11 protein-coding genes are annotated in these 12,963 nt (G+C 64.4%); all 11 read right to left on the bottom strand.

Going from position 1 to position 12,963, the window contains the following annotated elements:
* Positions 1-136 precede the first annotated feature (136 nt).
* From ftsA to ftsL, 11 genes are read right to left on the bottom strand one after another with little or no spacing between them, the layout of a single operon-like run.
* Entirely contained in the window at positions 137-1,369 is a 1,233-nt protein-coding gene (ftsA, locus tag OUZ45_RS02790) for a cell division protein FtsA (protein WP_266168397.1), read from the bottom strand.
* Positions 1,366-2,109 (bottom strand): cell division protein FtsQ/DivIB, encoded by a 744-nt coding sequence (locus OUZ45_RS02785; RefSeq protein WP_266168396.1) that lies wholly within the window; start codon positions 2,107-2,109, stop codon positions 1,366-1,368. The genes ftsA and OUZ45_RS02785 overlap by 4 nt, the downstream gene beginning before the upstream one ends.
* Positions 2,106-3,053, bottom strand: coding sequence for a D-alanine--D-alanine ligase (locus OUZ45_RS02780; RefSeq protein ID WP_266168395.1), 948 nt, complete (start codon positions 3,051-3,053; stop codon positions 2,106-2,108). Before OUZ45_RS02780 ends, OUZ45_RS02785 begins: the two co-directional genes overlap by 4 nt.
* Positions 3,050-4,492, bottom strand: a complete 1,443-nt coding sequence (gene murC / locus OUZ45_RS02775; RefSeq protein ID WP_266168394.1) for a UDP-N-acetylmuramate--L-alanine ligase — start codon at positions 4,490-4,492, stop codon at positions 3,050-3,052. Before murC ends, OUZ45_RS02780 begins: the two co-directional genes overlap by 4 nt.
* Positions 4,489-5,583 carry an undecaprenyldiphospho-muramoylpentapeptide beta-N-acetylglucosaminyltransferase gene (murG, locus tag OUZ45_RS02770; protein WP_266168393.1) on the bottom strand — a complete coding sequence of 365 codons (1,095 nt, stop codon included), beginning with the start codon at positions 5,581-5,583 and terminating at the stop codon, positions 4,489-4,491. Before murG ends, murC begins: the two co-directional genes overlap by 4 nt.
* A complete protein-coding gene (gene ftsW / locus OUZ45_RS02765; protein ID WP_266168392.1) occupies positions 5,580-6,827 on the bottom strand; it encodes a putative lipid II flippase FtsW in 1,248 nt (415 codons plus the stop codon). The genes murG and ftsW overlap by 4 nt, the downstream gene beginning before the upstream one ends.
* Positions 6,827-8,032, bottom strand: coding sequence for a phospho-N-acetylmuramoyl-pentapeptide-transferase (gene mraY / locus OUZ45_RS02760; protein WP_266168391.1), 1,206 nt, complete (start codon positions 8,030-8,032; stop codon positions 6,827-6,829). Before mraY ends, ftsW begins: the two co-directional genes overlap by 1 nt.
* Entirely contained in the window at positions 8,022-9,389 is a 1,368-nt protein-coding gene (locus OUZ45_RS02755) for a UDP-N-acetylmuramoyl-tripeptide--D-alanyl-D-alanine ligase (RefSeq protein ID WP_266168390.1), read from the bottom strand. The genes mraY and OUZ45_RS02755 overlap by 11 nt, the downstream gene beginning before the upstream one ends.
* A complete protein-coding gene (locus tag OUZ45_RS02750; protein WP_266168389.1) occupies positions 9,386-10,876 on the bottom strand; it encodes a UDP-N-acetylmuramoyl-L-alanyl-D-glutamate--2,6-diaminopimelate ligase in 1,491 nt (496 codons plus the stop codon). The genes OUZ45_RS02755 and OUZ45_RS02750 overlap by 4 nt, the downstream gene beginning before the upstream one ends.
* Complete coding sequence (locus OUZ45_RS02745; RefSeq protein ID WP_266168388.1) at positions 10,873-12,705, bottom strand: peptidoglycan D,D-transpeptidase FtsI family protein; 1,833 nt, start codon at positions 12,703-12,705, stop codon at positions 10,873-10,875. The genes OUZ45_RS02750 and OUZ45_RS02745 overlap by 4 nt, the downstream gene beginning before the upstream one ends.
* The gene (gene ftsL, locus OUZ45_RS02740; RefSeq protein ID WP_425601666.1) at positions 12,702-12,929 is read right to left on the bottom strand and encodes a cell division protein FtsL; all 228 of its coding nucleotides are present in this window, start codon (positions 12,927-12,929) and stop codon (positions 12,702-12,704) included. Before ftsL ends, OUZ45_RS02745 begins: the two co-directional genes overlap by 4 nt.
* Positions 12,930-12,963: the final 34 nt, after the last annotated feature.

Below are 12,963 nucleotides of genomic sequence, written 5' to 3'. Positions count from 1 at the left end.
GAGCTTTCGTTGTCGTTGTAACCACGCGGTCCAACTCCTGTCGGCCGGTGGTGGTGGGTGAACATCCATTCACCCATGGCGGCGCCTCCTGCGCCACTCGTAGTCGTCAGTCGGAAAGAGCTACGCCCTTATCCGCTCAGAAATTCTTGGCCAACCAGCCGCGCAGCTTCTCGACCAGCCCACCGACGCTGCCACCGCCCGTACCGCCCGAGCGCATGCCACCCGAACGCGCGCCATGCAGCAGCAGGCCCACGCCGGTGGAATGCAGGGGAGTGGCGACGACTTCGCCGAGACCGCTCACGTGCTGCGGCACGCCGATGCGCACCATCTTGTGGAAAATCTCTTCAGCCAGCTCCAGCGCACCTTCCATGCGCGAGGCGCCACCGGTGAGCACAACGCCCGCCGCTACCAAACTCTCGTAGCCGGAGCGGCGCAGTTCGTCCTGCACCATTTCGAAAATTTCCTCGTAGCGCGCCTGCACGCTCTGCGCGAGCGACTGGCGGGCCAGGCGACGCGGCGGTCGATCGCCGACGCTGGGCACCTGAATGGTTTCTTCCGCGTGAGCAAGCTGCGCCAGCGCGCAGGCGTACTTGATCTTGATCTCCTCCGCATGTGCGGTCGGCGTATGCACGCCGTAGGCAATATCGTTGGTGACCTGATCGCCACCCACCGGCAGCGACTTGGTATAGCGGATCGAACCCTGGGTGTAGATAGCGATGTCGGTGGTGCCAGCGCCTATATCGACCAGGCACACGCCCAGCTCGCGCTCGTCATCGGTCAGCACTGATTTCGCACTGGCCACCGAGGAAGGCACCAGTTCATCCACCGTGAGCCCGCAGCGCTGGATGCACTTGCTGATGTTCTGCACCGCAGCCGCCGCGCCTGTCACCAGATGCACGCTGGCCTCCAGACGCACACCGCTCATGCCGACCGGCGAACGGATACCGTCCTGACCGTCGATGCGGTACTCCTGCGACTCCTTATAAAGAACCTTGCGGTCAGCCGGGATCGCCACCGCGCTGGCGGCCTCCAGCACCTGGTCCAGATCGCCCGGCGTCACTTCGCGATCACGGATCGGCGCCGTGCCGTGCGAGTTCTTAGTCTCCAGGTGGCTGCCGGAGATCGAGGCATAGACGGAGCGAATATCGCAGCCCGCCATCAGCTCGGCCTCTTCCACCGCGCGCTGAATCGAGTGCACGGTCGATTCGATATCCACCACCGAGCCACGCTTGAGACCGCGCGACACGTGGGTGCCGATGCCGATCACCTCGATCGGCTCGCCCGGTTCGTACTCGCCCACAATGGCCACCACCTTGGAGGTGCCGATATCCAGGCCAACGACCAGCTGCTTGTCGTTACGGGTTTTCATGTGCGGGGCGTGCCTCTGGTAGTGACGGCGGCCGGTGCTTGCGACTGCGGCCATCGCACGGCAAATCCGTTGGTGTAGCGAAGATCGGCATAGGCGAAACCATCGGTGCGGCCTGCCATCAATTGGGGATAGACATCAAGGAAGCGACGCAAACGCCTTCCTGCCTGGTCCCGATCGCCGAGTACGATCTGCGCGCCGGTCGACGTGGTCAGACTCCAGCTGCCGCGCTCCGACAGCGACACGCCGGCAATGCCCACGTGCGTGCCGCCGAATGCCTTCTGCGTTTCGGCGTAGAAACTCACCACCTCGGCCAAACGCGCGTCGGGACCATGCAAGCTGGGCAGGTTCTCGTTGGCATCGGCTTGCGGCGCGTCGAACACCAGGCCCTGGCGGCTGATCAATTGCTTGTCGTTCCAGCGCGCAAACGGCTGGCGCTCATAGATGCGCAGCAGCAGCATGTCGGGCCAGCGCTTGCGCGCCTCGACCGATTCCACCCATGGCAACGCGGCGACGGCCTTTTGCACGGCATCCAGATCGAGCGCGAAGAAACCCTTGCCGAGACGCGGCAGCACGGCGGCACGGACGTCATCCGCACTCACGTGCTTGAACTCGGCCTGCACCGTCAACTGGGTCACAGGCCAACGATTGGCCGCAAACCACCCGCGCAGCACGCCGACAATCGGCAGTGCCACCAACGCGATGGCCAGACACCAGGCAACGAGGCGGATGGTTCCCCTCACGAACCCTCCTGGAAGCTCGATTCCAGTACGCGCCAGCACAGCGTCTCGTAGTCGATTCCCACGGCCTTGGCGGCCTTCGGCACCAACGAGTGCGACGTCATGCCCGGCGCGGTGTTGACTTCCAGCAGCCAGTTCTTGCCGTGACGGTCGCGCATCACATCGACGCGACCCCAGCCGCTGCAGGCCAGCGCATCGAATGCAGTCAGCGCCAGCTGACGCATCTCCTGCTCAGCGCCGCCGTTCAAGCCGGGGCAGATGTACTGCGTGTCCTCGGCGATGTACTTGGCGTTGTAGTCGTAGTAGTCGCCCTTCGGCACGATCTTGATGGTCGGCAACACTTCGCGGCCGAGGATGCCGACCGTGAATTCGCCACCTTCGCTGGCATCGCCTTCGATCAGCGTTTCCATCAGCAGATCGCCGGGATAACGCTGAGCCAACGCCACGGCAGCATCAAGATCCTTCTCATCGAAGACCCGCGTGACACCGACACTGGAACCTTCCCAGGCGGGTTTCACAATCAACGGAAAACCGATCTCGCGCGCGGCGGCATGCACATCGGCACCGCGCGGCAGCGCCTTGAAGCGCGGCGTCGGCAGACCCAGCGACAACCACACTTGCTTGGCGCGGATCTTGTCCAGCGACAACGCCGAACCGAGCACGCCCGAACCGGTGAACGGCACACGCAACGACTGCAGCGCGCCTTGCAGCTCGCCGTTTTCGCCGCCGCCGCCGTGCAGAATGTTGAACACGCGGGCGAAATGCCCTGCCCGCACGGCGTCGAGCAGCGCCGGGATGCCATCGATGGCATGCGCATCCACGCCACGCGCCTGCAAGGCCGCCAACACATTGCGGCCGGAATCCAGTGACACCTCACGCTCGGCCGAGCTTCCGCCCAAAACGACGGCGACGCGGCCAAACTGTGCGGGATCGGTAATGGTCTTCATGCTTTGCTCGTCTTCAAATGGCCGGCCAGGGCCAGCTCCACCGCCGCCGAGCCGATATCGCCGGCCCCGAGCAGCAGCAACAGGTCGCCGTCGCGCAACAGCGCCGGCAGGGTGTCTTTGAACTCACGCGGGTGATCGATCAGCACCGGGTCGACTTTGCCGCGCGCGCGCACCGCACGAGCAAGCGCGCGACCGTCGGCGCCCGCAATCGGCGCCTCGCCGGCCGGATAGACGTCCGTCAAGACCAGAACGTCGGCTTCGGCCAGCACATTGGCGAAGTCGTCCAGCAGATCGCGCGTACGGCTATAGCGATGCGGCTGAAAGCCCACCACCAGTCGTCGCTCCGGCCAGCCGCCGCGCGCTGCAGCAAATACCGCGGCGAGCTCACGCGGATGGTGGCCATAGTCGTCGACCAGCAGCGCGGTGCCCTTATCGAGTGCGATTTCGCCGCGACGGTGGAAGCGGCGGCCCACGCCCTGGAAATGCTCCAGCGCGCGCGCGATCGCTTCCGCTTCCACGCCCAGCTGCCAGCCGATAGCTGCCGCAGCCAGCGCGTTGAGCACGTTATGCCGACCCGGAAGGTTGAGCTTCACCGGCAACGCTTTCGCACGGCCCGGCAATAGCAGGTCGAAATGCATTTCGAAGCCGCGCTGCGATAGGTTGATCGCGCGCACGTCGGCGTCATTCGCGTCGATGCCGTAGGTCATCACGCGGCGCGTGGTGGCCTTGGCCAGTTCGGCCACTTCCGCATCGTCCACGCACAACACGGCCAGGCCGTAGAACGGCAGGCGATGCAGGAAATCGGCGAAGGCCTTCTTCACCAGCGCGAAATCGCCCTGGTAGTTCTCCAGGTGATCGGCGTCGATATTGGTGACTGCGGCAATCACTGGCGACAGCATCAGGAACGAGCCGTCCGACTCGTCCGCTTCGGCGACCAGATACTGGCCGGTGCCGAGCCGCGCATTCGCACCGGCGGCGTTGAGCTGCCCACCGATGACGAAGGTCGGATCGTAGTTGGCTTCGGCCAGCACACTGGCGGTAAGGCTAGTGGTGGTGGTCTTGCCATGCGTGCCAGCAATGGCGATGCCTCGGCGGAAGCGCATCAGCTCGCCAAGCATCTCGGCGCGCGGCACCACCGGGATACGTGCGGCACGCGCGGCGACCAATTCCGGGTTGTCCTGGCGGATCGCGCTGGAAGTCACCACCACGTCCGCGTCGCCAATGTGTTCGGCGGCGTGACCGACATGCACGGTAACGCCCAGCCGCTGCAAGCGCTGCGCGATCAGCGAATTTGACTTGTCGGAACCGGAGACGGCGTAGCCGAGGTTATGCAGCACCTCGGCGATGCCGCTCATGCCGACGCCGCCGATGCCGATGAAGTGCACGCGCTGGAACGTGGCCATCAAATCTTCGTGTGAGAGCAAGCGACGCGGCGTCATGCATTCACCTCCATGCAGGCACGGGCGATCACAGCAGCTGCATCCGGCTTGGCCAGCGTGCGCGCCGCCTCGGCCATGGCGAGCATCCGCGGGCGATTTTCCAGCAGCGCGTGCAGGCGCTGCGCGAGTTGCTGTACATCCAATGGTTCATCTTTCAGAGCAGACTCCTGCATCACTTCAGCCGCACCAACCGCCACCAAGGCTTCGGCGTTGCGGGTCTGGTGGTCGTCCACCGCATAAGGGAAAGGCACGAGTACCGCGCCGAGGCCGGCAGCAGTGAGTTCGGCCAGGGTCAGTGCGCCAGCCCGGCAAACGGTAAGGTCAGCCCAGGCGTAGGCACCGGCCATGTCCTCGATGAAGGGCACGATCTGCGCCGCAACCCCCGCCTTAGCGTAGGCGTCGCGCGTTTCGTCGATGCCACGGCTACCGCACTGATGCAGCACTTCAGGGCGCTGCGCGGCCGGCAGCTGAGCCAGCGCCTGCGGCAGCGAAACGTTGAGCGCACGTGCGCCCAGGCTGCCACCAAGCACCAACAGGCGCCCACTTCCCTGACGCCCAGCCATGCGTACGGCCGGCACCTGCAGGGAGGCGATCGCGCTGCGCACGGGGTTGCCCACCCACTCGGCATTCGGCAGTACATCGCTGAAGCCAGCCAGCACGCGCTGCGCATGGACGGCCAACTTGCGATTGGTGTATCCCGCCACACGATTCTGCTCGTGCACCAGCAACGGCCGGCGCAGCAGCCACGCGGCCACCCCACCAGGGCCGGCCACGTAGCCGCCCATCGACAGCACGCTGCGCGGCCTTACCGACAGCATCACCCGCAGCGAAGCGAACAGCGCGCGCGCCAGCATCAAAGGCGCCAGCAAGCGCGTCTTCAGGCCCTTGCCGCGCAAGCCACCCACCGGCACCGTTTTGAGAGTGATGCCGTGCCCCGGCACCACCTTGGTTTCCATGCCACCCACGGCCCCCAGCCACACGACCGGCACACCCTGCGTGCGCAACGTTTCCGCCACAGCCAGGCCGGGGAAGATATGGCCGCCGGTACCGCCGGCCATGATCAACACGGGTGCCACCTTGTTCGCGCTCATGCGGTCACCATTTCGTGCTCACGCGCGGCCGCGGTGGCGACAGCAGCGTTGGCATCAGGTACCGCGGCGGCAGGCGAGCGGGTCGCCATATGGCGAGCATCCAACGCGCGGTTGATCTCGTAGGTAGCGCGCAACAGCACACCCGCCATGGCGCAGGTCAGCACCATCGACGAACCGCCGTAGCTGATCAACGGCAGGGTCAGGCCCTTGGTCGGCAACGCACCAAGATTCACGCCAATCGACACCATGGCCTGAAAGCCCAGCATCAGCGAGATACCGAAGGCTACGTAACCGGCGAAGCGCTGCCCCACCTCCGCACCCTTCAAGCCCATGTAGAGGCCTCGCCCGACCGTCAGGGCGAACAGGCTCATCACCAGCACGATGCCGGCCAGGCCGAGTTCTTCAGAGATCACGGCAAAAATGAAGTCCGTGTGCGCTTCCGGCAGGTAGGACAACTTCAATACGCTGGAGCCGAGCCCCACACCCATCCACTCGCCACGACCGATCGCCATCAGCGACTGGGTCAGCTGGAAGCCGTCCGTGAACGGATGCTCCCACGGGTTCATGAACGAAGTGAGGCGCTTCACGCGATAGCTTTCGCTGGTCGCCGCGATGGCCAGCAGCGGCATCAGCGGCAGGCCCATGCCGAACAGGAAGATCGGCCGCGCGCCACCCAGCCACACCATCGCGATGGTCACCGCAATCACCAGCGTGGCCGAGCCGAAGTCCGGCTGCGCCAGCAGCAACAGCACGATGATGCCGGCGACCATGATGGGCTTGAGCAGGCCAAGGAAGCGCGTTTCCACGCTCTCGCGGTGCCGCACCAGATAGCTGGCGATGTACACCACCAGGATCAGCTTCACTGCCTCCACCGGCTGGAAGCTGGTGACCATCAGATTGAGCCAGCGCCGCGCGCCGTTGAGGCGCATGCCGAAGAACGGCAGGAACACCGCCAGCAACAGGATGAAGGCCAGCATCATCAGCAGGAAGGCGTTCTTCTCCAGCAGTTTCAGCTCGGTGCGCATCGCCACGCCGGCCAGCACCATTCCCATGGTAAGGAATATCAGGTGTCGTTTGAGGAAATAGAACGGCCCCATGTGCTGGCTGTCCGCCACCGCAATGGAACTCGAGGTAATCATCACCAGACCCACGCAGGCCAGACCGACGAGCGCGACCAGCAGCGGCAGATCGAAGCTGCCCCGCGGTCCCTGTCGCCGTTTTGCCTGGGTGGTGTCGAAGAGCATCAGCGTACCTTCAACGTGGCGAGGCCGATCAACACCAGTACGACGCTGATGATCCAGAAACGCACGATCACCCGAGGCTCGGGCCAGCCCTTCAACTCGAAATGATGGTGGATCGGCGCCATGCGGAAGATGCGCTTGCCAGTGAGCTTGAAGCTCGCCACCTGCAGCATCACTGAGACCGTCTCCATCACGAACACACCGCCCATGATCAGCAGCACGATCTCCTGCCTCACGATCACCGCGATGGCCGCCAGCGCAGCACCGATCGCCAGCGCACCGACGTCGCCCATGAAGACCTGGGCCGGATAGGTGTTGAACCACAGGAAGCCCAGGCCCGCGCCGGATAGTGCGCCGCAGAAGATCGCCAACTCGCCCGCACCGGGAATAGAGGGAATACCGAGGTATTCGGAGAACACACGGTTACCGGCCAGGTAGGCGAACACGCCCAGGGCGCCGGACACCAGCACCGTCGGCATGATCGCCAGACCATCCAGGCCATCGGTGAGATTCACCGCGTTCGAGAAGCCCACGATCATGAAGTAAGTCAGCACTACGAAGAACAAGCCGAGCGGGACCACCACCTGCTTGAACAGCGGCACGAACAGCGCCGTCTCGGCCACTTCCTTGGCACATACCGGCGTAGCCGCGGCAGGTTCGGTGATGATGCGGTTGCTTAGCGACGTCGCCGTGGTTTCCACATGCTGCACGATGGCAACGACGGGTTTGGCGCAGGGTGGCGGCGTGGTCGGCGCAGTGAAATAGAGGAACAGCGCGGCGATCAAACCGAACACGGATTGCCAGAAATACTTCCAGCGCGAAGCCAGACCGCGACTGTCCTTCAGCACCAGCTTCTTGTAGTCGTCGTAGAAGCCGATCACGCCGAAGCTGATCAGTACCGCCAGCACCACCCACACATAGCGGTTGTGCAGATCCGCCCACAGCAAGGTGGCGATGGCCACCGCGAGCAGGATCATCACACCGCCCATGGTCGGCGTACCGGCCTTGGACAAGTGGGTCTGCGGACCATCCTTGCGCACCACCTGCCCGGCTTTGAGCGCGGCCAGCTTGCGGATCAACACGGGACCGAGCAGCAGCGACATGGACAGCGCCGTGAGCGCGGCCATGATGGTGCGGAAGGTGATGTACTGAAACAGGTGCAGGGCGGTGAAGTGCCGCGCCATCCAGTCTGCGAGTTCAAGCAGCATCGGATGCGCCCTCCACCGGTGGGTTGTTCTTGAGTGCAGCGACCACCTGCTCCATCCCGGCCGAGCGCGAGCCCTTGATCAGGCAAGTGACGCCGCCGTGCATCTGCTTCTTCAGAGAGTCGATCAACGCGGCCTTGTCGGCGTAGTGCTCGCCCTGGGTACCGAATGCCTCGACGGTTGCCACGCCCAACGGGCCCACCGCGAACAAGCGGTCGATGCCGCGCTGGCGGGCGCGCTCACCTACGCTGGCATGTAGCGTGCGCGCGTTGGCACCGAGCTCGGCCATGTCACCCAGCACCAACCAGCGTTCACCGTCGGCCAGCGCCAGTGTGTCAATGGCCGCGCTTACCGAACCGGGGTTGGCGTTGTAGCTGTCGTCGATCAGGGTCCAGCCGCTGGGCATGGCTTCATACTTCAGTCGACCGGCTACGCCAGGTACCTGCTCGAGACCTTCGACGATCGTATCGAGCGGCACGTCCAGTGCGATGGCAATCGCGGCGGCCGCCATGGCGTTGGCGATATTGTGGCGACCCGCCAGCGGCAAGGAGACTTCGGCATCGCCCACGGGCGTGCTGAGCACGAAGCGCGAACCGTCCACGCGCTGCTCAAGGATGTCAGCACCGATGTCGGCTTTGTGATCCAGCGCAAAGCGCAACTGACGGCGGCCCATCGCAAGGCCAGCAAAGAAGCTGGCGAATGCATCGTCGCCATTGATGATCGCTACACCGTCCACCGGCAGCGCCTGGTACAGCGCGCCCTTGGTCTCGGCCACGCCTTCCACGCTACCCATTCGCTCAAGATGCGCCGGCGCAATGGTGTTGACGAGGCCGATATCGGGCCGGGCAATGGCCGCCAGATAGGCGATATCGCCCGGCTTGCCAGCGCCCATTTCCAGCACGGCATAGTCGGCATCCTGCGGCATCGCCAGCAAGGTCAGCGGCAGCCCCAGTTCGTTGTTGTAGTTGCCGGCGTTGACATGGGTGCGGCCATGACGGGACAGGATCGACGCGGCCAGCGTCTTTACCGTGGTCTTGCCGTTGGAGCCGGTGATGCCGACCACCCGCACGCTGCCCTGCGCACGCACCGCGCTGGCCAGATCGCCCAGCGCGAGCTGCGTATCGTTCACCACAATCTGCGCGATCGGCGCATCGATTTTGCGCTCGACCAAGGCCGCCACGGCACCGCTTGCAGCGGCCTGGGCCAGGTAATCATGGCCATCGACACGCTCGCCCTTGATCGCCACGAACAGATCGCCGCGACCGAGCTTTCGCGTATCGATGCTCACGCCAGTCACCTCGACGTCGTCGCCGATCAGGCGTCCGCGAGTCCACAGGGCAATGGTCGTCAATCGCATCATGCATGCACCTCCAGCGCTGCACGAGCGACTGCAAGATCGTCGAAAGGCCGCTTGCCGGCGGCGCCTTCCTGATAGGTTTCGTGGCCCTTGCCGGCGATCAACACCACATCGCCGGTCTTAGCCAACTTCAAGGCCTGGTGAATCGCTTCCGCGCGATCGCGCTTTACGAGCACGTCTTGCGGGTGCGCCAGACCAGCCACAATCTGCGCGACGATGGCATCGCCATCTTCGCCGCGCGGGTTGTCGTCGGTGACAATGGCGATATCCGCCAAGCGCTCGGCGATCTCGCCCATCAACGGGCGCTTGCCCGCATCGCGCTCACCGCCGCAGCCGAACACGCAGATCAACCGGCCCGCGCAATGCGCACGCAACACAGAGAGCGACTGCTCCAGCGCATCTGGCGTATGCGCGTAGTCCACGACCACCAGCGGCATCCCGTGCAAACCGCCGAGGCGGTTCATGCGTCCGCTGACCGGCTGCAGTGCTTCGACAGCGCTGACGATGCGCTCGAACGGCTCACCCAGCGCACCGAGGCAAGCCACCACGGTGAGCAGGTTCTCGACGTTGAAGCGACCGAGCAGACGGCTCTGCAACGGATACGAACCCCAGGGCGTACGCAGCACGAAGGACAGACCTTCGGCCGAGGTAGCAATGGCTGCCGCCGTAATGTCAGCGTCGTGATCACCGGTCGCGCTGATGCGCAACGTGTTCACACCTTGCGGCATGCGGGCGACCAGATCGCGGCCAAAGGCATCATCGATATTGATGACTGCGGACTTCAGACCCGGCCAGGCGAACAGCTTGGCCTTCGCTTCGCCATAGGCCTCCATGCTGCCGTGATAGTCGAGATGGTCGCGGGTGAGATTGGTGAACGCCGCCACCTCGAACGCCACCGCGGCCACGCGCCCCTGTTCGAGCGCGTGCGAGGAAACCTCCATCGCCACGCGGCTCGCGCCTTGTTCGCGGAACGAGGCGAACAAGCTCTGCACGCTGATCGCGTCTGGCGTGGTGCGCTCGCCTTCTTCCAGCCGGCCATGCAAACCCGCGCCCAGCGTGCCGATAGTTGCCGCGCGATGGCCCAGATGCTCCAGCGCCTGCGCCAGCAGTTGCACAGTAGATGTTTTGCCGTTTGTGCCAGTAACGCCGATCACGCGCATGGCTTCCGTCGGGCGACCGAAGAAGCGCGAGGCGATTTCGCCGACCTGCGCATACAGGCCGTCGATCCACAGCACCGGCACATCCAGCGCGGGAACTACTGCGGCGGGCGCTTCGGCCAACACCACGCGTGCGCCGCGCTGCACCGCGCCAGCGGCAAATTCGATGCCGTGGCCGCGCGTGCCGCGCAGGGCAAAAAAGGCATCACCGTCGCGCACCTGGCGCGAATCGAGCGACAAGCCCGAAACAACGATGCTCCCTATAACGTCGGCGCCGACACCCGAGGTGTCGGCGATACCTTTCAGCAATTGATCGAGGCGCTGGGCGGTCATGGCGTCGCCTCCTCACCCGGTGAATCATCCACCGGTGCATCATCGACCGGCACGACATCCGGAGGCTTGCTCCCGGTCAGGCCGTTCTGACCTTGCATGGGACCACCGACATACCAGCGGCCGATATTGTCCGGAGGGATATCGAGCAGGCGTAATGCGCCATCCATCACTTTCGAAAACACCGGGCCCGATACCAAGGCGCCGTAGTAGCTGCCCTTCTTTGGATTGTCGATCACCACCACCGCTGCCATGCGCGGATTGCTGGCAGGGACGATGCCCGCGAAAGCGGCGCTGTAACTGTTCTTGGCGTAGCCGCCAGCCGTGGCCTTATGCGCAGTACCGGATTTGCCAGCTACCGCGTAGTTGGCGATCCACGCATAGGGTGCGCCGGTACCGCCTGGCTGGGTGACGGCCACCAACATCTGCACCAGTTGGCCGGCGATTTGCGGCGCAATGATTTGCTTGGACTCGCCACCAAATCCCTTGACGAACGTCGGTGCGTGCATCACGCCGCCATCGGCAATCGTCGCGTAGGCATTCGCGAGCTGCAGCATGGTCACGTTCAAACCATACCCATAGGCCATGATCGCCTTTCCGCGCAGGCCCCATTTTCTTTCAGGCTGAAGCAGACCGGAGACCTCGCCGGGGAAGCCGCTATTGGTGCTGTTGCCGAAACCGAACGCGCGATAGGTGTCGTACATCAGCGTCGTGTCGAGCGACATGGCGATCTTCGCCGCTCCAATATTGCTCGATTTGGCGATGATGCCGGTCGGCGAAAGCCAGCCATTGGCATGCGTGTCGCGGATGTCCTTGCCCAGGTAATAGAAATGTCCGTTACCCGTGTCGATCATCGGACTGGTCGGCGTGAACTTACCACTGGACAAGGCCGCAGCCATCACGATGGGCTTGATGGTGGAGCCGGGCTCGACCACGTCGGTCATCGCACGGTTGCGCCGCTGATCTGGCGTGCTGCTGCGCAACGCGTTGGGGTTGTAGGTCGGCAGGCTGACCATCGCCAGCACCTCGCCGGTTTGAGTATCAATGATCACCATCGAGCCGGAATCGGCTTGCGATTGCTCCAAGGTGTTCTTCAACTCGTTGTAGGCAAGGAACTGAATGCGACGGTCGATGCTCAGCGTGAGGCTCTTGCCCGGCTGCGGCGCGCGCACCTGCTCCACGTCTTCCACCACATGGCCCATGCGGTCGCGAATCACGCGCTTGGCGCCCGGCTTGCCGGCCAGCCACTCGTCGAAGGCCAGCTCCAGGCCTTCCTGGCCGTGGTCGTCGATATTGGTAAACCCAAGGATGTGCGCCATCACCGGGCCTGACGGATAGAACCGGCGAAACTCGCGCTGCCCATTGACGCCAGGAATGCCCAGATCGAGCGCGACCTGCGCTGCATCCGGGCTCATCTGGCGGCGTAGGTAGACGAACTCGCGCTCGGAGCGCTGCATCAAGTACTGCTTGATCTCGTCGGGATTGGCACCGAGAGCCTTGGCCAGCTTCGGAATGCTGTCCTCGTTCTCCAGCACTTCGGAGGGATTGGCCCAGATCGAAACCACTGGCGTGGACACGGCCAGCGGTTCGCCATTGCGGTCGAAGATGGTGCCGCGCGACACCGCGATCGGCACTTCGCGCAAGAAGCGGGCATCGCCTTGGTTCTGATAGAACTGCTTGCGCACCACCTGCAGGTCGAACGCGCGCGCTACCAGACCCAGCGAGGCCAGCGACAGCAGGCCCGCGACCACCACCATGCGGCGGCGTGCACTCGGTCCATTACCACGGCGGCGTGAGGGTGACTGGGCTGGGAAGCGGGGGCGCACAGTCATCGGCGCACCAGCTGAATGTCTTGCGGCTTGGGATTGACCATGCCGAGCTTCTGGCGCGCCTCGCTGTCCACGCGGCGCGGCTCGGCCCAAGTCGCTTGCTCCAGCTCGAGCTTGCCGTATTCGATGTTCAGTTCGTCACGCTGGTTTTGCAGCCGGGTCAGCTCGACGAACAACACGCGGCTCTCATGGCGCGTCCACACCACACCGATCGCGCTGGCCAGCATGGCGCCGAGCAGGATCAGCAGGAAGGCCACGCCG

The sequence above is a fragment of the Dyella subtropica genome (assembly GCF_026283965.1).
Taxonomy (GTDB): domain Bacteria; phylum Pseudomonadota; class Gammaproteobacteria; order Xanthomonadales; family Rhodanobacteraceae; genus Dyella_D; species Dyella_D subtropica.
This window is presented reverse-complemented; position numbering and strand designations above follow the sequence as displayed.